The organism is Streptococcus pacificus (assembly GCF_016481305.1).
GTDB classification, from domain to species: Bacteria; Bacillota; Bacilli; order Lactobacillales; family Streptococcaceae; genus Streptococcus; species Streptococcus pacificus.
The window spans coordinates 476,437-497,235 of the sequence record NZ_JAENBO010000001.1 but is presented as its reverse complement, the minus strand read 5'-3'; the positions used below and the strand labels follow the sequence as shown (position 1 = coordinate 497,235).

Sequence of the window (20,799 nt, the reverse complement as noted above, 5' to 3'; positions counted from 1 at the left end):
TTTTATTCAAATGTCATTTCAGGTAGATATGACAAAATATCGTTTTTTGTTATAGCACCTTGGCGTAAAATTCTTACCTTTGTATCAGTTAAATCAAGAATGGTTGAATCTTGTCCTGTCAAAAAAGCATCGTCTTTTATACCAGAGACCCTACCCTTAAATGATACCATAATATTATCAAAATAGACACCACTTTCTTTCCCAGAAATATTAGCAGATGGACCAATTAAAGGACCGTGTTCTTTGATTAACTGGAGAGTTTTGGGATGTTTTGGTACTCGAAAACCAACAGTTTTTTTCCCAGAGTTAAGCCATTTAGGTACCTTATCATTAGCTTCTAAGATGATTGTTAAAGGGCCTGGTAAAAAGTGGTCGTATAAGGTTTTAAGATAAGCAGGTTGATTCTTTGAGTAGTCTAACATTTCTTGATAAGAAGAAATGTTTAGATTTAAAGCTTTCTCTAAAGGTCTTTTTTTTAATTTGTAAACATTTTCAACGGCTTTCTTATCAAAGGCTTTTGCAAATAATCCATAAACGGTTTCAGTCGGCAGAACAACTGCACCACCTTCATTTAAAATTTTAGATACTTTTGTCATCATAGAATCACCACCATTCTATCAAGGCCAAAAGAATCCTTTATAATACGAATGGTTTTACTTGGGAAAGATGTTTCGAATAGCTCTTTTACTAGCTGACCTTGCTCGTATCCAATCTCTAGGTAAATTTTGCCATTTTGTTTAAGATGATTTTTACTTTCTTTGGCAATTTTTTCATAGATGGCTAAACCATTATTATCAGCAAATAGAGCACTATGTGGTTCATGCAGTAACACATTACTATCGACTTCATTAATAGCTTCTTTGGCAATATATGGTGGATTTGAAATGATAAGATCAAATGATTCGCTAATAGTGCTAAACACATCTGACTGACTAAAGGTAATCTCAACCTGATTGTTATCGGCATTTTCTTTGGCTAAGGCAAGTGCCTCAGAAGAAAGATCAGAGGCTGTAACAAACCAGGAAGGTTTTTCTTTAGCAAGTGCAATCGCAATCGCTCCACTACCAGTCCCAATGTCAAGAACGCTTAAGTCATCTTCAAGATTTTCTTTTAAAATCAAGTCTACCAACTCTTCAGTTTCAGGCCTTGGAATCAAAACACGTTTATCAACTTGAAGTCTTGCGCCATGAAACTCCACCTCACCCACAAGATATTGAGCAGGATAATGTTCTTTGAGTTGCTTGGTAATTTCTACCAATAACTGATAGTCTTTCTGTGGAACAGAATCATTTTGTTTTAGGATATAATCCGTTTTTGTCCATTTCTTTTTTGCTAGAAAGACATATTCTAAGGCTTCTTTTTCTGCACCAGCAAGGCTAATTTCTTTTTCTAGTTGAGAAAAAACTTGAGCATAATTCATTAGTTATTTAACTCTTCTAATTTCTTAGTTTGATCGTATAAAATTAAGGCATCCACTACTTCATCGAGTTTTCCAGCTAAAATAGTGTCTAGTTTTTGCAAGGTTAAGCCGATGCGATGGTCTGTCACACGGTTTTGAGGGAAATTATAGGTTCTAATACGTTCAGAACGATCACCCGTACCAATAGTTGATTTGCGTTCAGCGTCTTGTTCGTCTTGAGCGATTTGAGCAAAGTGGTCTGCGACTCTTGCTCTAATAATTTTCATCGCCTTTTCTCTGTTTTTTTGCTGTGTCCGTTCTTCTTGCATTTCAATTTTGATATTGGTTGGTAAATGGACAATACGAACAGCTGTTGCAACTTTATTGACGTTTTGTCCCCCAGCACCAGATGCGTGATAGATATCGATACGTAAATCGTTTGGATCGATTTCATATTCCACATCTTCTACTTCAGGCATCACGAGTACTGTTGCTGTCGAGGTGTGGACGCGTCCTTGACTTTCTGTGACAGGAACACGTTGAACGCGGTGGGCACCACTTTCATATTTTAACTTAGAGTAGACTGACTGACCAGATACCATGGCAATCACTTCTTTTAAACCACCGACACCGTTGGTGCTAGCTTCCATCACTTCAAATTGCCAGCCTTGTGCTTCCGCATATTTTTGATACATGGTTAAGAGATCACCGGCGAATAAAGCAGCCTCATCACCACCAGCAGCACCTCTGATTTCTAAAATAATATTTTTATCATCATTAGGATCTTTTGGTAGAAGAAGAATTTTAAGCTTTTCTTCTAGCTCTTCTTTTTGAGCTTTTGATTCTTTTAATTCTTCTTTCGCCATTTCTTCAATATCAGCATCTCCTCCTGAGTCTTTAATCATTTCCTCAGCATCTGAGATGGCTTGTAGAATATCTTTATATTCTTTATATGTAGCAACGGTTTCACGTAAATTAGCTTCTTCTTTTGACAGTTCCATAAAGCGTTTAGTGTTACTAACGACATCAGGGTCACTCAAAAGTTCGCCTAGTTCTTCATAACGATTTTCAACCGACTCTAATTGATCATAAATGTTCATAAGTTTTATTCCTTTTTATTGTTCTGGGTTAAAATAGTGTTTACGACAGACGGGGATATAAGTTTCATTCCCTCCGATTTGAATTTGTTCTCCTTGATAAACTGGTTTTCCTTGAACTGTCCTTAAAACCATAGTTGCCTTTTTACTGCAGTATTGACAAATGGTTTTAATTTCTTCAATTTTATCGGCCATTAGTAGCAAGTATTGAGACCCTTCAAATAATTCATTTCGAAAATCATTTTTAAGACCAAATGCCATAACAGGAACATCTAGTTCATCAACAACTTTTGCCAAGTCGTAAACATTTCTTTTAGTGAGAAATTGGGCCTCATCAATTAGAATACAGTAAGGTTTGATTTCTAAATTAGCAATATAAGAAAAAACATCCATATCATCAGAAATGGGAATAGCCTTTCTTTTCATGCCAATTCGGCTAGAAACCACCCCAAAACCATCTCTTGTATCAAGTGCACTAGTCATGATGACAACAGGCTTCCCTTGTTCTTCATAGTTGTGTGCCACTTTTAAGATCTCAATGGTCTTGCCAGAATTCATTGTACCGTATTTGTAATATAGCTGTGCCAAAATATCCTTCTCCTACTTTTAATGTCCTTATTATTTTATCATAATTCTAGTAAGTATTCATGTAAATATTGACTAGGATAAAAATATTCTTTTGAAAAAATAAATAAAAAAATCGGTAAAGTGACCGATTTTGTAATTATATTTTGGCTTTTTTTACTGTTAATTCGTTTTCCCACTCCTTATACTCTGTTAAATACTCAACTTCTTCTTCATCTTTAAAACCTTCAAAAACCACTTTTTCAATGTTTTCTTGATTAAAAAAGATAGAATCATCAGGATTAATCCCTTCTGGATAAACAACACCAACATAATCACTGTAAACTTCTTGGTCATCTAGATTGAACTCAGGACCTCTACCGATAATCATGACTTTTGTTAATGAGTCTTGTAAGTAAACAATTGTTCCTAGTGGTAATAATTCTGTCATTTTATTCTCCTTTTAAAACCATTTTCATTTGAACAAAAACTTTTTCTATTATAATACTTTCATTCTAACACATTTTTGATAAGAGTCATATCATTAATTATATGTTTTTATTAATTTTCTTTAAATAATTCGTTTAAAATGGTTTCTTTATTTTCAATAAATAGTTTTGTTATTTCATAAGCTGATGTTTCTTCATAAGAAATGGTATTAATACCACTTTCATCGAAATTAAAAATTGTAACATTTGGAAATCCAAGTAATATAGGCGAATGTGTAGCAATAATAAATTGAGTGCCATTTAAAATACTTTTTTTAATTTCAAACATCAACGTTAACATTCTTTGTGGAGAAATCCCCACTTTAGGTTCATCAATAATATATAATCCTTTCTTATTAAAAGAACCTTGAATTAATGTTAAAAATGCTTCCCCGTGTGATTTTGAGTGATATTTTTTTGAACTTGATAAGAAGTATTCTTCTTCCATAGAAGCTACATTATAAAAACTTTCTGCCCGTAAAAAATAGCTCCATTTTTATTGATTGGAGTTTTTGCAAGTCTAATAGAATTATTTAGATTAGAGTGCGAATCATAGGTTGAAAATTGATAATTAAGACTTCCTCCTTCTGGATTAAATCCATAACCAATGATAATTGCTTCAAGAAGGGTTGATTTACCTCAACCATTTTCTCCTGAAAAAAATGAAATAGGATTATCAAATACTAATTTTTCAAAATTTTTGAAAGAAGAAATACTCTTGATGTAATTCTTTTTATCTATCTTACTCCAGTCTATTGTTAACTCATTAATTAATAATTCATTCATACAATGTTTCTATCATAATCTACTAATCTATGACTATAAGTTTATATTATTTTTTTATTTAATGTTAATTATCAAACTAATGGTGTAGACACTTTTTATTTAAATGAAGTTCACTTTTCATTTTAAATGATTTATGCTATTCTAAGAAAAATGAAAGGAGACTGCTATGCCGTTTGTAAAAATTGATTTATTTGAAGGACGTAGTCAAGAACAAAAAATAAATTTGGCGCGTGAAGTTGCTGAGGTTGTGTCAAAACACACTAATGCGCCTAAAGAAAATATTCATATTATCATCAATGATATGGTTGAAGGAAGTTACTTTCCTCATGGTGAAATCAAACGAAAAGGTTAAGCATTACTGCTTAACCTTTTTTAATTCTCATCTAATAAGTCGTTTTCTAATTTTTTTATAACATCTTTTAACAATTCTTTATTAAGATTGTATTTAACATTATCATCAGTTTTATTGATTGTTAAGAGTTTAGAATTGACTAATTTTTGCGTGTGAAAGGTTACCGCAGAACTTGTTATTCCAAGATTTTCTGCAATGGTTTTAATTTTAATATCTGGCTTAGTTAAAGCAGCAAAAATCTCGTATCTGGTAACATCACTCATAATTTTTAAAACTGAAGTCAAGTCCTCATTATCAAGCTTATCATTGGCGTCATAAATCTCATTAATTCTACTTGAAGCAATGATTAAATAGGGAACATTAACTAATGAAGATATCTTAGTAATTGACAATCGTATTAAATAAGGACTTAAAAAGAAAATTTTATAGGGTGAATCAAGCAAATTTGTAATAAATTCTTTAGAAATATTAGGAATCTTTAAATATGTTTTTTTAACATCAAATCTTTTGGCAAACTCTTCTCTTTCTTTTTGATATTTTTGATAAAAGGGTTGATAGATTGGTTGGAAGGCAAGGATTAAGTCACAAAGACCAGTCATAAACTCTTGAGGATGCTTAAAAGCTTGTAGCCAATACCATTTTTCATCGGCTTTTAAATCGGATGTTTCAATTGCAGTGATATAGTTAAATTCTTTTTCACTTGTTTCTGAAAAATCATTACTAATTAATAAAGACAAAACATATTTGACTTCTTCTTCACTTAGTTTTTTAAATAAAGTCACTACTTCTTTTATTGTCTTTGGATCTTTCTTTTGATTAAGAAGATAAAAATACAAGGCCGAAGTAATTGAACTATTATAAGGAATAGCTAGATAAAATTGCTTTATTTGTTCTTGATGCTTTGAAAAAAGTTCTATTAGTTGATCGGTGTCTGATAGCGTGTCTAACAATATTTCTTTTTGTTTACTAGTCATATCAACAAGATAATCTTCAAAAGGTGAATTGAAAAAAACAGGTGCTATTAAAAATTCTAAAATCATACTTTGGTGGTCGTTACTTTGTTTTATTGTCATTTTAAACTCCTTGCTTTATAAATGGTATAGATAAGTAATAGAATAGAACCTACTAAAAAGGTTAGTAAAATAAGATTAAGAGGTAAAACGATGACTAAGGCAGAAATCAAGAGTCTTGCTGCAATTGTTCCTAATTGAAAATAGGAACCAATCCCTGACATCAGACTAGCAATCTTATCTTCAGGAAGACTATTCATTAATTTTGCGGACATCTTAGGGTTAATGACGGCTGATAGTATCGCCATGATTAATATAAACGTCATAAAGATATAACTATTGTGCCAAAGCAAACATAAAAAGATAATTGGTGGGAAAAAAGCAATGATGAAAATCATTTTTATTAGTGAGATATTTTTAAACACATTAGGTGCTAAAAAACTGCCTATGATTGTCCCTAAAGTAAAAGAAAGAGGCAATGCCATAATGGTTGTTGGAACATTAATAATAACAAAATTAGGGTCTTGATTGATTAACAAGATAACAACAACCCCTAATATGCTGAATAAACCATTAAAAATTGGCGCAATGACCATAGAAAATTTAACTTCAGGAATTTTTTTCAGTTCTTGAAAGATTAAGAAGATATTTTCTTTCATGCTTTTAAAGATTGATTGATTTACTTCATGAGTCGTGATTTCAATGGGTTTTTCCACTAACAATCCTTGTAATTTTGAACGAATGCTATAAATAATCAGCCCAGCTAAGGCAAAGGTCCCTGCGTTAGCAAAGGCTAACTGTTGGAAACTCAACCAAGTGATTAATACCGCACCTGTTGGTTGTAAAATAATTGACAAAGCAGAACCTGCTGCCTGTCTAAAACTAATGGCTGCTTCTCTATCATCATCTGAGACAATTCTTAGACTAAGCGGTGTAAACAAACCATTTTCATATTGCCCTGAAACATCTGAAAAAAGATTAATAAGAATAGCGATAATGACTATCCAAAGGGCCGGTTGAAAGCCCATTAAGATACCAACTACTGCATATAAGCAAAATCTAAAAATCAGTGTGTACAAAATCGTATCCACTTTATTTTTGGTCTTATCAGCATATATCCCCATAAAAAATCCTGTCACAATCGGCAAGGCTTCAGAAATACTGACAAGTGCTACTGCAATGTTTGTTTTAGGAATTAAGAGAACATAGTTCATAAGGGCATAGTAATAAAGAATATCACCAAAATTTGAAATCATGTCCGAAAGAAAGCTTAACATGAATAATGAATTACGAAAAACTTTTTTCATAAGTACTCCTTTAACATTATATCAGAATATTAAACATTTGTTTAATTAGATGATATCATTTTAATAAAATTAAGACAATACTTATATAAAGTTAAATGATTATTTAATAAAAACTCTTAGGAATTTTCCTAAGAGTACTTTTTAACTAAATAATTGTTGTTCTTTACCATCTGGAAGAGGTATTATTTTAACTAAAATAAAAGCTAGAATTAGCGTTGCCACTAAAAACCATGCCATCACTTCATAACTAGAGTAATCTAAAATAAAACCGATAATATTTTGAAAAACGATAGATGATAAACTCAAGACCGTTTGTGCGACTGCTAATGCCGTGATAACTATTTTTTTATCAACTAATGAGGAAATAATTTTAAGATTAACCATGATGAACAGCATGGAGCCTGTATGTTTAGCTAATAAAGTGACAATGATTTTAGAAAAAATGCCAATGTTAAGCGCATAAACACTATACTGCAATCCAAATAATAGGATTGGTAAAAAAAGAAGCGTTTTACTAGTGTACTTATCCATGAAATAATAAGAGAAAAAGATGAGAGGTGCTTCACAGATAACCGCAATGGCAACAACCGTTGAGGCATGCCCAACAGACAAACCACTATCTTGTAATAGTGCTGGAACAAAGGTGTGACCTGACATCATGACACCAGACACAAGAGCCGACACTAATAAATAACGTAGAAAGGGCTTGTTATAAAAAAGTACAGTTGGTCTTAGTTTTTGGGAATTGTCATGGTTTTTATGTTCATTAGCAATTGGTATGCCTAAAACACCAATAAAAGAAAGACCAATACCAATAAGAAAAGCGATAAAAATCGACTTTGGCGCAATTTGATCATACAAGAATCCTGCTAATTGAGCCCCTGTTGCAAAACCAATCGTTCCCCAAATTCTAATCCTGCCATAAGGGAATTGGCCGGTAGCTGCAATATGTTCAAGCGCTGGACTGTTTCCATTTAAGGTGAGTAAAACCCAGCTATAACAAAGTGTAATCACCCAGATATTGTCTGCTAACAGCATGCCAACGCCTCCAAAAATTGAAAGAGAAAACAAGGTTAGAATGACTTTTTTATTGTTGTAACGGTCATTAAGATAGCCAATAAAGGGTTGTCCTATCATTGAAGCCAAAAACGACATTGAAACAACCATTGATACTTGGCTAGGTCTAAACCCACTATTTAAAAGATAAACTGAAATTAAGGTCGAAAATAGAGACCAGGCTAAAAAATAAAAGTTATACATAAGAAAATAACTAAAATATTGCTGTCGTCGTTTTTTAAGCATGCTTACCTACCATTTTTATATATTATAGACTTGTTATGCTTTTACTAGTTTATCATTTTTAGACTAATTGTAAAGACAAATAAAAAGCCAAGAAAAAAATTCTTAGCTTCATACTTTTAAAGTATTTCCAGTCATCAAAATAAGTTAGTTAATGACTGTTTTCATTTATTATTTTTATTCTGAAATCAATTGATGGCTAACGAGATAGTCGTGTGCAACTTCTTTGGCAGATTTGCCTTGAGCTTTCACTTGATAATTCATCTCACTCATTTCTTCTTCAGTAATTTTGCCAGAGAGTTCCTCAAAAATAGCTCTGAGTTCAGGATATTTTTCTAGAACATCATTTCTAAGAAGCGGTGCTCCTTGATAAGGAGGGAAAAGCTGTTTGTCATCTTTTAATAAGACGAGATCAAACTCTTTAATTTCACTGTCGGTTGAGTAAGCATCCATTATCTGGATATCTCCTGAAGAAATTGCTTGATAACGAAGAGCTGGCTCCATTGTCTTAACATTTAAGTTCAAGCCATATAAGGATTGGAGTCCCTTATAGCCATCCTCACGATCGTTAAACTCCAGTGTAAATCCAGCTACAACTTCTGGGCCAACTTTATTCAAATCAGAAATCGTTTTTAAGTCATACTTTTCAGCTAAATCTCTTGTAACCGCTAAAGCGTACGTGTTTTGAAAGAGCATTGGTTTTAAATAAGCGAGTTGATCTTGCTTATTGATTTCTGTTTTAGCCAGTTCGTAGACTTCATCTGGATCATTTGAAACTTCGACAGGATTTTTTAAAAGGCTTGATGTCACAGTTCCTGTGTACTCAACATAGGCATCGATATCACCCGATTTTAAAGCTTCATATAAAAACGTTGTTTTCCCAAAATTAGGTTTTAGAGTAACTGTGATATCTGATTTATCTTCAATTAATTCTTTGTACATATTACTGAGGATTTCGGGTTCTGGTCCCAATTTCCCAGCAATAATAATCTCTTTTTGATTTTGATTTGGCATCATGTGTAAGTCTGGTAAAAAACTAATAACCAAACCTACAATCATGGCAAGAAAGACAGCCATAATACGTCTTAATCTCGCTTTTTCTAAATATCCTAAAACGAGATTAAAGATAATGGCTAGAAAGGCTGATGATAAGGCACCAATTAAGATGAGACTGGTATTATTTCTATCAATGCCAAGTAGGATAAACGATCCTAGACCACCTGCACCGATAAGAGCAGCTAAAGTCGCCGTTCCAATAATCATAACCGCAGATGTTCTAATACCAGACATAATGACAGGCATGCTGATTGGGATTTCAAACTTCTTTAGTTTCTCCCAACGTGTCATCCCAAACGCTGTTGCTGCTTCTTTCAAGCTAGGATCAATTCCTCTTAAAGCCGTAATCGTATTTTGGAGGATTGGAAACAAGGAATAAATAATCAAGGTTGAGACAGCTGGTACCGTTCCAATCCCCATAAAAGGAATAAACAAGCCTAAAAGGGCTAAAGAAGGTACGGTCTGAAAAATACCAGCGATATGTAAGACGAGCTCAGATACTTTTTTATTCTTTGCCAGTAAAACAGCTAAAGGAACCGCAATGAACACAGAAATTAACAAAGCCAATAAAGAAATTTGTAGATGTTCTACCAGTGCATTTGTCCAATCAGAAAATCTTTCGTTAAAAGTGTCAATTAAAGGCATTATAATCTTCCTCCTTTAAAAAGACTTTTGACAAAGTCATTCTTAGGGGAGTCAAGCAATTCTTCAGGTGCGCCTACTTGAACGATTTCTCCCTTATTTAAAACAGCAATACGATCACCCAAACGAAGCGCTTCATCAATATCATGTGTTACAAAAACAACGGTCATCCCAAATTCTTTTTGTAAGGATAGCGTTAAATCTTGTAGTTGTTTTCTTGAAATGGGATCTAGGGCACTAAAAGGCTCGTCCATTAGCAAGACTTTAGGATTGGTGATAATGGCTCTTAAAATACCAATACGTTGTTGTTCACCACCAGAAAGTTCACTCGGGTAACGTTTTAAATACTTACTGGCTAAAAGACCAACTTTATCAAGTAGAAGTGTTGTTTTTTCAAGACGTTCTTTCTTAGACCAGCCCTTCATTTCAGGGATTAGGCCAATATTTTCTGCAACAGTCATATTTGGAAAAAGAGCAATTTGTTGCAACACATAGCCCATCTGTAGTCTTAATTCTCTCGGAACAAGTTCATGTATCAATTGCTCTTGAAAGTAAATACTGCCTGAAGTAGGTTCAATCAAGCGATTGATCATTTTTAATAAGGTTGTTTTACCACTGCCACTTGGGCCAACCAAAACAAAGATTTCACCTTGTTCTATGGTTAATGATAAATGATTAATAATCGTATTGTCATCATACTTTTTAATGATGTCTTTAAATTTTATCATTTCTAATCCTTTCGTTAGGAAAATAGGAAAAATTCCTATCTCAATTATGTTACCATAGACAGATAAAATCAACAATTATTTTAATTAAAAAATGATGACAAAATGCCATCATTTTTACAGATTATTTTAAAATTTATAAACTAAAATCTAAAACTTTACGTCCTTGAATTAATCCTTTTTCCATTTCATCAAAAATTGCAGGAGCATCAACAACTGGACATTTTTCAACAACTGGTACAACAAGACCTTCAGCACCAAATTGGAAAGCTTCTTCTAAGTCTTTTCTTGTTCCAACCAGTGACCCAACAATTTTAATACTGTCTAAAACCGTTTTAACAATGGAAACATCCATCATTTCAGAAGGTAAACCAACAGCAACTACTGTCCCACCTGCTCGAACACTATCAACCGCTTGATTGAAGGCAACTTTTGAAACTGCAGTAACAACTGCTGAATGACATCCTCCTGTTTTTTCTTGGATAAATCCTGCAACATCTTCAATTTCTTTTCCGTTAACGACTAAATCAGCTCCAACTTGTTTAGCTAGGTCCAATTTATCATTGTTAATATCAATAGCTACCACATGTGCATTGAAAACTTTTTTAGCGTATTGAATAGCTAAATTACCAAGACCTCCTGCCCCATAAATAGCAATCCATTGACCTGGAGCCGCCCCTCCTTCTTTAATAGCCTTATAAGTTGTGACACCTGCACAAGTTATAGAACTTGCTTGAGCTGGGTCTAGACCATCTGGCACTTTAACTGCATAATCAGCCGTTACTACAGCATACTCACTCATACCACCATCAACACTATAACCAGCATTTTTAACTGAACGACAAAGTGTTTCACGGCCAGTTGTACAATATTCACAGTGCCCACATCCTTCAAAGAACCAGGCAATTGACACACGATCACCAACTTTTAAAGAAGTGACATCATCAGCCACCTCTGTGACAATACCAATACCTTCATGTCCCAAAATACGACCTGGAACTTTTCCAAAATCACCGTTTGCAACATGCAAATCCGTATGGCAAACACCACAATATTCAACTTTAACTAAGGCCTCACCATGACCAATTTTTGGTAACTCGTGGCTGACAACCTCAACACCATTTGATGCTTGATTAACAACGACAGCTTTCATTTTGCTCTCCTTTATCTATTTTATTTTGAGAAATTTCATTTTGTGAAATCGTTTTCAATATTATTATACTTCTCTTATTTTAAAAGTCAAAGAGAATTGTGATGTTTTTAACAACTTTTTGTTAACTAGTTAACAAACTAAATAAACTTTCCTGTTGATTTTTTACTCATAAGTGATTATGATAAAAGTATGATTAAAAAACTTTATCTATTAGCTGTTTGGGACAGTGAGAGCAATTCTTTACATCATCAAAAATTTTTTGAAAGACTTGCAGACTCCTTTTCAGCTATCTGTCGTATTGAACTACTAGATGTAAGACACGAAGTTCTTGAAAATGTCTTAGCCAAAAAGAATTATGATGGCTTATTAGCTTTTTCAAGTATGGATGCTGATTTACCTTCTTTTATATTTAGTGAAAAACCGATTCATGGCAATAATGTTGTTTATATTTCGAACCTTTCTGAAGCGTTTATAAATCCAGAGAGTATTCTTTTAATCAGTAATCGCCTTTTCTTATTTTTAAGTCAACTGCAAAAAACTCTTTTGGAGCACTTGCCCTATAATCTTTCTATTTATGACGAGAACAACAGGCTTGACTACAGTAATCATAAAGCCGATAATGAATTTTCTATTGAGAGTCAGCCAAAGGAAGCGATTGACGATTGGATTGTTGATGAGGTTAAAAAATCAGCAAGCCATTCCTTTACTTTAACGATTCCAACAATGACCTCTGAAAAAATGTTAATACAGCATTTTCAAGGACTTTACGATGAAAATAAGCGTTATCAAGGAATAGTTGAAAATGTTCTTGATTTAAAACCAATTCTTAAAAATTATCTAAATGAAACAGGTCAAGCCATTGTGCCTTGGTCAGATGTGACCTCAGGTGCCTCTATTAAAAATGATGACTTTGATCTATAACAAAGGGACTAACAAGTCCCTTTTTTCTTTTAAATTAATGATTAATCCCGTTTTCACTTGACTTTTGTACTATACCTACAGTACAATAATTCTGAATAATTTGAAAGGATTGTCATAAATGATTACTTTTGATCACATCACAAAACGTTACGGTGATTTTGACGCACTAAGCGACCTCAATTTAACCATTAATGATGGTGAAATTTTTGGATTAATCGGTCACAATGGTGCTGGTAAAACCACAACCATAAGCCTTTTAACCTCTATTATCGAGCCAAGTTACGGAAAAATTTTAGTCGATAATTTATCTCTTGACGAAAACCGAGACGAGATAAAGAAAAAAATTGCCTATGTCGCAGACTCTCCAGATATTTTTCTGAGTTTATCAGCTAATGAATATTGGCATTTTATTGCTAAAATTTATGGTGTTCCTGATGATGTCACCGAAAACAGAATTAGCGAGTTAACTAACATTTTTGATATTTCTGACAAGCAACATGAAACCATCGACAGCTTCTCTCACGGGATGCGACAAAAAGCGATGATTATTGGTGCACTGATTCCGAATCCTGATATTTGGATTCTAGATGAGCCTTTAACTGGTCTTGACCCTCAAGCATCCTTTGATTTAAAAGAAATGATGAAAAAACATGCCAAAGAAGGTAATACCGTTCTTTTTTCAACGCATGTTTTGTCCGTCGCTGAACAACTTTGTGATCGCATTGGTATTCTAAGAAAAGGAAAGTTAATTTTTGTTGGCACCTTATCTGAATTAAAAGAAAATCATCCCGACAAGGATCTTGAAGCTATTTATCTTGAACTTGCCGGAAAAAATGGCAAACAAGAGGCAGGTGTGTCTAAATGAACTGGTCAAACATTTGGGAACTCATAAAAATTAATATTCTTTACACTAATCCTCAAGCTGCCACTGCTTTAAGAAATAAACAAAAAAAATATCCCGATAAAAAAATTTCTGTTTATAAGAAAATGATGCAACAACAACTACTAGGAATGGTCATTTTTTCTTTTATTCTCCTCTATCTTTTTATTGGTATTGATTATAGGGTTCATACAGGTTTATTTTCTATTCAAGTCGCTGTTTTTTCACTGATTTCTATTATTCAAGGCTTTTCAACACTTTTTTCTGTTTTTTATGATAGTAAAGATAGTGACCTCTATTTACCTTTACCAATCAAGTCCCAAGAAGTTTATCTCGCTAAACTATTATCGTCTCAAGGCAATTCACTCATGTTTTTAATGCCACTTTTTGCTTTGTTTTGTATTGCTTTTGGACAAAGATTTGGCTTCATCATAGGTATACTTCTTGCCATCTTATTATTTTTTGTATTAATTCTACTCATAAATTCTATCGCCATTATTCTCATTAATTTGACTGGTAACATTCTCGTTGAAAGTCCCTACAAAAAATTTATTTCAACGACTATTATGATTGTTTCTACCATTATTTCTTTAACAATGGTCATTATGATTCAAAATGTGAGTGCTCAAATTACGATAGAAAATAGCACAAATTTATTCCCTAATATCCCTTACTTTAGAGGATTTTACGATGTGGTTGTTAATCCATTTAGCTTTTCTAGTCTAATAAATTTTTGGTTAGGCTTTGTGTTACTGTTAGGTTTGATGCTATATATCAAAAAGAATATCATTCCTAATTATATCGAACAATTAAAAAGCATTGACTTACAAAAAAGCTCTAAGACTAAAAAAAGAAAACCAAAAAATGTTTCAGATGCAAACATTTTATTACTAAAACACCATTTTTCAACTATTATCAACGGTACTTTAATTGTTCAAAGTTTTTTGATCCCAATTCTTTTACCATTTTCTTTCTTAAGACCATTATTTAACTATGAAAGTGCCGGTTATAATTTATCTTTTAGTCTAAGCTATTTTGGTATAGCCTTTCTATTTGGTGTTATTTTAGGTAACTTTACCTCATCGCCTTCTAGTTTTATTGGGGTAGCAATGTCTTTAGAACGCGAAAACTTTCACTTTATTAAAACCTTACCATTAAGTTTTTCATTCTTTCTTAAACAAAAATTCTACTCACTTCTACTCCTCCAGCTTTCCATTCCATTAATTGTTTATACTATTGTTGCTTTCGTTTTTTTACATATCCCAATTATGCTATATCTCTTCTTTCTTATGGGACTTTTATTATCATCCTATTTAAGTAGCGAATGGCTTTATCAAAGGGACTATAAACTATTATCACTTAATTGGCAAAATATTACACAATTATTTTCTAGAGGAAGAGGAAAATGGTTAACTGTCGGAATCATTTTTGGCAATTTTATTCTTGGTGCTGTACTAATCATGGCTGAAGTTCATTTTAGTAGGATTTATGACCCACTAGCAATAAGCATTATTAATATGATTGTTATTATGCCTTTGCTTTTATTCTTACACTTACGCATCAAGAAAAGATTTTGGAATCAATTACCATAAAAAATAAGACTACTGATTTTTCAGTAGTCTTATTTTTATTAAGCTAAAGCTCCCATTGGATCCCAAGGTGCCAACACTTTTGGTGCTGCTTCATAAGCAGCTAATTCTTCTTTGGTTAAGAGTTCTTTTCTAACAACGATTTGGTAAGTGTATTCGTCCATCCAAGCATCGCTTGCAACAAAATAGCCTTTCTCACCAACTTTTTCACCCCAAGAATTTTCAATCTTCCATTTTAATGGTTCACCATTTTCATCCAAATCAACCCCAGTTAAGACCATTGCATGAGTCATTAGACTTTCGCTATAATCAAGGCGTCCAGCCTTATCTTGAGTCAGAGAGATGTCCATACTTGATGAAAAGTCATAAGTATTTAAAGCCATGACACCATTTTTACGATCACTTGATTGTCCAACATCACAACCAAACCAGACAGTCTCACCAAGTTGCATTTGCTTGATGGCTAATTCTTTAAAACGTTCCATCTCAAGGTTTAGATATTTAACATCACGACTACCAACCACATTACCTAAGAGTTCAACTGTATATGATTTTCCGAAAGGTTTATCAGCAGTTGGTGCATTGATAATTGAAACATAATCAGATAATTTTAGGCCAACATATTTGTTATAAAAAGCTTGTGGTGTGATATTTTTTTCAGTAACATATTTATCATTCTTATCGCGATATGAAAAATTGAACTGGCGTGGTGGCAATCCAAGATTCATTGCTAAGAAATTGAAAATTTCTTGAAGGAAAGTTTCTTTTTTGGCTTGAATATCTTCATCAGAAGCTTTTGAAGCTACAAGATCTCTTAATTCTTGTGCGTATTGGCGCAATAATTTATTAAGATAAGTGTTTAATTCACGACTGGCACTTGAAGAGATTGATTCTGGATAAATCGCTTTTGGTACAACACCGTATTTTTCAAATAAAGAAACAACCATATCCCATTGTCCACCGTCTTGTTGTGGTGTGTCTAAAAGGAATTTTACTTTTCTACTTCCCAATTCTTGGTCAGCTGTTGCAATAATTTGTTCTAAGAACCAATTTGACTTTTCATACTTATCCCAGAAAAAAGTATGTGCTTGAGATAATTCAAAATTTTCTAATTGATAGTCATGAATTAATTTATGACGAAAAGTATTAAGTGCAGCAAACATCCAGCAACGACCTGAAGCTTTTTGGTTGGCAACAGGATCTTTTGTCAAATCAATAGAAAAAGCATAATGATTTTCAATAGCACTTTGACGTGTTTCAAGTGATTTTAACAATCCATTGTGGGTGACAGCATTTTCAACAGCATGAAACTTAGCATTTTCTTCATAATGTTTAAATAATTTTTCCGTAAAATCGTTCGTAATATTTTTCATCGATTACTCCTTTTCTTCTAAATAATAATATAGTATTTATTATATTATATTGGTAAAGATAATCAAGTAAAAACAAAGAAACAATATAAAAAACCCAAAATAAATTTTGGGTTTTAATGTTCTTAATCTTATTGATTATCAAGCGCTTGTGCTGCAGTAATAATGGCTAATTTGTATATATCTTCATCATTTGAGCCTCTTGAAAGATCATTAACAGGTTTGTTTAACCCTTGTAAAATTGGACCAATGGCTTCAAACATTCCTAAACGTTCAGCAATTTTGTACCCGATATTTCCTGATTGAAGATCTGGGAAGACAAAGACATTAGCATAACCCGCCACACGACTACCAGGAGCTTTAATTTTAGCAGCTGCTGGAACATATGCCGCATCAAATTGTAATTCACCATCAATGTTAAGATTTGGTGCAAGTTCCTTAGCCATTTGAGTGGCTTGTGCTACCTTGTCAACTGCTGGTGATTTACCACTTCCTTTTGATGAAAAACTTAACATAGCGACACGAGGTTCAATATCAAAGATTTTAGCAGTTTCAGCAGTATTGACAGCAATTTCTGCTAATTCATTAGCTGCTGGATCAATATTAATCGCACAGTCGGCAAACATTAATTTTTCATTGGTAGTCTCACGATTCATGATGAAAACACCTGATGTTCTTGAGATACCTGGTTTAGTTTTAATGATTTGAAGTGCAGGACGAACAGTATCAGCTGTTGAATGCGCCGCACCACTCACCATACCATCAGCAAGACCCATTTGAACAAGCATAACACCAAAATAGTTAACATCTTTTAAAATTTCATCTGCTTGATCTTCATTCACTTTACCCTTACGCAATTCCAAAAATTCTTGCTTCATATATTCAAAGTGAACATAATCATTAGGGTCAATGATAGTGATATTTTTCATCGGAAAGCCTTGTTCAATTAAAAGAGCTTTTACCAAAACTTCATCACCAAGAATGATTGGCTCTAAGATACCTTCAGTTTTTAAGCGACCAGCTGCTCTAATCACGCGCTCATCATCGCCTTCAGGAAAAACAATTTTAAGATTTTTACCAGCAATCTTTTCAGTTAATGTGTCAAATAATGTTTTCATCATACCATCCTTATTGATTTTTTAAATATAGAATAACTCTTTCAAAGTCATCTGTCAAGCCACTTGAAAATGACATCAATTGATTTGTGAAAGGGTCTACAAACGATAAATAATGACAATGAAGCGCCTGGCGTTTAATTCCCTTGTCCAAAGAACCACCGTAGAGATCATCACCTAGTAAAGGGTGCCCTATATGTGAGAAATGCACTCTAATTTGATGAGTTCTTCCCGTATGAAGTTCTATATCGACAAGCTTCACTGTCCCATACTGCTCGACGACTTTAAAACTTGTTCTCGCCGGTTTTCCAGATTCATGAACACGTCTTGTGATAATACTATCAACATCACGGGCAATTGGTGCTGTTATCTCACCAATTTGTGGCAAATCTGTTTCTCCATCAACCAAAGCATAATACCGTTTTTGGATAGCTTTAGTTTGCAGTTGTTTATCAAGTCTTGCATGCGCATAGCCATGTTTTGCAAACAACATTAAGCCACTTGTATCTCTATCTAATCTTGTGACAATATGAATTTGTTGATTCTGATAGCCTTGTTTAGTAATATAATATTTCACAAAATTAGCAATAGTATTGTCATGAATAGCACTAGGAATACTCGCATAGCCAACTGGTTTATTAATTACCAGATAATGCTCATCTTCATAGACAATATCAAGCGAGAAGGCAACCGCTTTTAATTTGTCATAAGGTGGTTCGTCGGGAATAGCGACAGTAACAATATCTCCTTCTTTCAAATCGTAAACAGCATTTTGCTCAACACCATTTACCCAAATATTACCACCTTTATATTTTATCTTAGCAAGCAAGCCTCTTGAAATATCATGTTCCTTTAAAAGAGTCTTTACTTTGCAGGAGCGATGGGCGCTAAATTCAAATATCATGCCTCATCTTCTCCGATAAATGCATCTTTAACGCGTTGCCAAAAACTTGTATGGCTTACCGTTTCAACAAAATTCACTTTCTGATCAGCAATTTCAAACTCAATTTTGGCAACATTCTTGTAAGAAAAAGTACGATTATCTAATGAAATAATGTAATTACCTCTTCTTTTTGGAATAATTTCAATCTTGTCCTTTTTAGGAACAACTACAGAACTTCCCAAGGTACGATAGACACGATTGTTTAAACTAGCGATTTCTGTCAATTGGAGAGCTTCAATTGTTGGATGAAGAATAGCTCCACCTAGAGATTTATTATAGGCTGTGCTACCAGTTGGGGTTGACACAGAAAGCCCGTCTCCTCTAAAACGTTCTAGCTTCACATGATTAATAATGACATCTGCAACCATGGTCTTCTCAACGCGTTTAATGGTCCCTTCATTAAGGGCAAGAGCGGTAATAACTCTTTCATCTAAAAGTGTAATTGTTACTTTTAAAACAGGGTAAGTCACTTTACTACCGCTATCAAGGCGTAAACGTTTTAATAAAGTATCTACTTCAAAATCCTGGTAATCTGCGTAGAAGCCTAAATGACCAGTGTGAATACCAACAAATCTAACCTTATCTAGCTCAGTTTCATACATATGAAAAGCAGATAAGAGCATGCCATCACCACCAATAGTAATGACAACATCAGGATTCTTTTTGCTTAAGTAAAATTTTGGGTCATTGCGAAAAGCCGTAAATAACTTTGAGGCAACACGCTTACTTTCGTACTTGCCGTTAGCAATAATGGCTACTCTTATCTTATCTGTATAATTCATCTGTGTCATCACTATTTCCTACACCATCGTTTAATTTTCTAGTTTCTGAATCAAATAAAAGCTGAGCTTCTCTGATATCATCTCTAATTTTACGCATCTCTTCATCGAGTTGAAATGCAATTCTTGCGGTAATTTCTAGGCGTTCTTTAATCTCATCTGGGAACTCGCCCTTATATTTGTAATTAAGGGAATGTTCAATTGTTGCCCAAAAGTTCATTGCTAAGGTTCTAATTTGAATTTCTGCTAAAACTTTTTTTTGACCTGTAATTGTCTCAACTGGGTATTCAACAATAACATGATAAGAACGATAGCCACTTTCTTTTTTGTTATTGATGTAATCGCGCTCAATAACAATGGACATATCTTTTCTGTTTCTTAGTAATTCAAGTACCTCATAGATATCATCAACAAACTGAACCATTATTCTAAGACCGGCAATATCTTGCATGTCACTTGCCAGGTTCTCTTCACTTATGGAACGAACAACCATCTTTTCTTTAATACTTTCAACAGATTTAACCCGTCCTGTGACAAATTCTATCGGAGAATGTAGCTTCTGCTTTCGAAACTGTTTTCTCACACCCCGTAATTTAATCTTTAGTTCTCCAACTGTTTGAATATAAGGATCTAAAAACTCCTCCCAATTTTCGACCATTAGAGCACACCTTTCTTGTAAAAGTATTAACTTTTTTATAAAATTAATGTAACAATTTATTATACCATAAAAATAAGAGTTAAAGGAAATCGACATGAACCATTTGGAGATAGAATATAAAACATTACTTAGTAAAGATGAGTTTGAAAAACTCGATCAGACATTTAAACATATACCAATAGTCACTCAAACTAATTACTACATTGATAACCCCAATCAGGATATTAAAAGGCAGAAAATGTCACTACGCATTAGAACCTATGACTCTTCTGCAGAACTAACCTTAAAAGTGCCTCAAAAAGTTGGTAACTATGAATACAATCTTCCCCTCTCCTTAGAGGAAGCTGATCATTTAATCGCTGATATTAAGTTACCGAAGTCTAAAATTAAAAATATCTTAGAAAATACTAAGATTGACTTATCGACCATTAAAGTATGGGGATCATTGACCACAAAGCGTCGAGAAACTAGATTAGAAATTGGCTTATTAGCCTTAGATCAAAACTCATATGAAGACAAGACTGACTATGAATTAGAATTAGAGGTTACTGACGCAAAGCAAGGGAAACTAGACTTTGAGGCCTTTTTAAAGCAACATCAGATTCAATTTAAATATGCCAAAAGTAAGGTTGCTAGGGTTTATCAATTTTTACATACCGATTAAGT

General features: G+C 33.4%; 22 protein-coding genes. 5 read left to right on the top strand and 17 right to left on the bottom strand.

Annotation, left to right across the window (positions count from 1 at the left end; translation table 11 throughout):
- Positions 1-2: 2 nt before the first annotated feature.
- From JHK62_RS02275 to JHK62_RS07885, 6 genes are all read right to left on the bottom strand, one after another.
- Positions 3-599: an L-threonylcarbamoyladenylate synthase gene (locus JHK62_RS02275; RefSeq protein WP_199575055.1), complete on the bottom strand. Its 597-nt coding sequence runs from the start codon at positions 597-599 to the stop codon at positions 3-5.
- Positions 596-1,420: a peptide chain release factor N(5)-glutamine methyltransferase gene (gene prmC / locus JHK62_RS02270; protein WP_199575054.1), complete on the bottom strand. Its 825-nt coding sequence runs from the start codon at positions 1,418-1,420 to the stop codon at positions 596-598. Before prmC ends, JHK62_RS02275 begins: the two co-directional genes overlap by 4 nt.
- Entirely contained in the window at positions 1,420-2,499 is a 1,080-nt protein-coding gene (gene prfA, locus JHK62_RS02265) for a peptide chain release factor 1 (protein ID WP_199575053.1), read from the bottom strand. The genes prmC and prfA overlap by 1 nt, the downstream gene beginning before the upstream one ends.
- 15 nt (positions 2,500-2,514) lie before the next feature.
- A complete protein-coding gene (locus JHK62_RS02260) occupies positions 2,515-3,084 on the bottom strand; it encodes a thymidine kinase (RefSeq protein ID WP_199575052.1) in 570 nt (189 codons plus the stop codon).
- A 136-nt stretch (positions 3,085-3,220) separates the two neighbouring features.
- Positions 3,221-3,511, bottom strand: coding sequence for a DUF4176 domain-containing protein (locus JHK62_RS02255; protein WP_199575051.1), 291 nt, complete (start codon positions 3,509-3,511; stop codon positions 3,221-3,223).
- Between the two features lie 110 nt (positions 3,512-3,621).
- The gene (locus JHK62_RS07885; RefSeq protein ID WP_246447865.1) at positions 3,622-3,996 is read right to left on the bottom strand and encodes an AAA family ATPase; all 375 of its coding nucleotides are present in this window, start codon (positions 3,994-3,996) and stop codon (positions 3,622-3,624) included.
- Positions 3,997-4,500: 504 nt separating this feature from the next.
- Here JHK62_RS07885 and JHK62_RS02245 point away from each other — a divergent pair.
- Positions 4,501-4,686: a 4-oxalocrotonate tautomerase gene (locus JHK62_RS02245; RefSeq protein WP_199575050.1), complete on the top strand. Its 186-nt coding sequence runs from the start codon at positions 4,501-4,503 to the stop codon at positions 4,684-4,686.
- Positions 4,687-4,706: 20 nt separating this feature from the next.
- Here the strand turns inward: JHK62_RS02245 and JHK62_RS02240 are convergent, their stop codons facing one another.
- From JHK62_RS02240 to adhP, 6 genes are all read right to left on the bottom strand, one after another.
- Entirely contained in the window at positions 4,707-5,759 is a 1,053-nt protein-coding gene (locus JHK62_RS02240) for an ArsR/SmtB family transcription factor (RefSeq protein WP_199575049.1), read from the bottom strand.
- Positions 5,756-7,003 carry an MFS transporter gene (locus tag JHK62_RS02235; protein ID WP_199575048.1) on the bottom strand — a complete coding sequence of 416 codons (1,248 nt, stop codon included), beginning with the start codon at positions 7,001-7,003 and terminating at the stop codon, positions 5,756-5,758. Before JHK62_RS02235 ends, JHK62_RS02240 begins: the two co-directional genes overlap by 4 nt.
- 141 nt (positions 7,004-7,144) lie before the next feature.
- Positions 7,145-8,305 carry an MFS transporter gene (locus JHK62_RS02230; RefSeq protein ID WP_199575047.1) on the bottom strand — a complete coding sequence of 387 codons (1,161 nt, stop codon included), beginning with the start codon at positions 8,303-8,305 and terminating at the stop codon, positions 7,145-7,147.
- Positions 8,306-8,479: 174 nt separating this feature from the next.
- Complete coding sequence (locus JHK62_RS02225; RefSeq protein WP_199575243.1) at positions 8,480-10,006, bottom strand: glycine betaine ABC transporter substrate-binding protein; 1,527 nt, start codon at positions 10,004-10,006, stop codon at positions 8,480-8,482.
- Positions 10,003-10,728 (bottom strand): ABC transporter ATP-binding protein, encoded by a 726-nt coding sequence (locus JHK62_RS02220; RefSeq protein ID WP_199575046.1) that lies wholly within the window; start codon positions 10,726-10,728, stop codon positions 10,003-10,005. The genes JHK62_RS02225 and JHK62_RS02220 overlap by 4 nt, the downstream gene beginning before the upstream one ends.
- Positions 10,729-10,861: 133 nt before the next feature.
- Positions 10,862-11,878 (bottom strand): alcohol dehydrogenase AdhP, encoded by a 1,017-nt coding sequence (gene adhP, locus JHK62_RS02215; protein WP_199575045.1) that lies wholly within the window; start codon positions 11,876-11,878, stop codon positions 10,862-10,864.
- A 189-nt stretch (positions 11,879-12,067) separates the two neighbouring features.
- On the opposite strand from adhP, the gene JHK62_RS02210 reads away from it, so the two are divergent.
- The 3 genes from JHK62_RS02210 (at position 12,068) to JHK62_RS02200 (ending at position 15,271) form a co-directional block, all read left to right on the top strand.
- On the top strand, positions 12,068-12,799 hold the full coding sequence (locus JHK62_RS02210; protein WP_199575044.1) for a hypothetical protein: 732 nt from the start codon (positions 12,068-12,070) through the stop codon (positions 12,797-12,799).
- Between the two features lie 118 nt (positions 12,800-12,917).
- Positions 12,918-13,664 carry an ABC transporter ATP-binding protein gene (locus JHK62_RS02205; protein ID WP_199575043.1) on the top strand — a complete coding sequence of 249 codons (747 nt, stop codon included), beginning with the start codon at positions 12,918-12,920 and terminating at the stop codon, positions 13,662-13,664.
- Complete coding sequence (locus tag JHK62_RS02200) at positions 13,661-15,271, top strand: ABC transporter permease (RefSeq protein WP_199575042.1); 1,611 nt, start codon at positions 13,661-13,663, stop codon at positions 15,269-15,271. Before JHK62_RS02205 ends, JHK62_RS02200 begins: the two co-directional genes overlap by 4 nt.
- A gap of 38 nt (positions 15,272-15,309) precedes the next feature.
- On the opposite strand, the gene pepC is transcribed toward JHK62_RS02200, so the two are convergent.
- The 5 genes from pepC to yjbM form a co-directional block, all read right to left on the bottom strand.
- A complete protein-coding gene (pepC, locus tag JHK62_RS02195) occupies positions 15,310-16,641 on the bottom strand; it encodes an aminopeptidase C (protein WP_199575041.1) in 1,332 nt (443 codons plus the stop codon).
- Positions 16,642-16,769: 128 nt separating this feature from the next.
- On the bottom strand, positions 16,770-17,756 hold the full coding sequence (pta, locus tag JHK62_RS02190; protein ID WP_199575242.1) for a phosphate acetyltransferase: 987 nt from the start codon (positions 17,754-17,756) through the stop codon (positions 16,770-16,772).
- Positions 17,757-17,766: 10 nt separating this feature from the next.
- Entirely contained in the window at positions 17,767-18,657 is an 891-nt protein-coding gene (locus tag JHK62_RS02185) for an RluA family pseudouridine synthase (protein WP_199575040.1), read from the bottom strand.
- Positions 18,654-19,487 carry an NAD kinase gene (locus JHK62_RS02180; protein ID WP_199575039.1) on the bottom strand — a complete coding sequence of 278 codons (834 nt, stop codon included), beginning with the start codon at positions 19,485-19,487 and terminating at the stop codon, positions 18,654-18,656. Before JHK62_RS02180 ends, JHK62_RS02185 begins: the two co-directional genes overlap by 4 nt.
- Positions 19,462-20,133 (bottom strand): GTP diphosphokinase, encoded by a 672-nt coding sequence (gene yjbM, locus JHK62_RS02175; protein WP_199575038.1) that lies wholly within the window; start codon positions 20,131-20,133, stop codon positions 19,462-19,464. Before yjbM ends, JHK62_RS02180 begins: the two co-directional genes overlap by 26 nt.
- A gap of 94 nt (positions 20,134-20,227) precedes the next feature.
- Here yjbM and JHK62_RS02170 point away from each other — a divergent pair, with 94 nt between their 5' ends.
- Positions 20,228-20,797, top strand: a complete 570-nt coding sequence (locus JHK62_RS02170; RefSeq protein ID WP_199575037.1) for a CYTH domain-containing protein — start codon at positions 20,228-20,230, stop codon at positions 20,795-20,797.
- Positions 20,798-20,799: the final 2 nt, after the last annotated feature.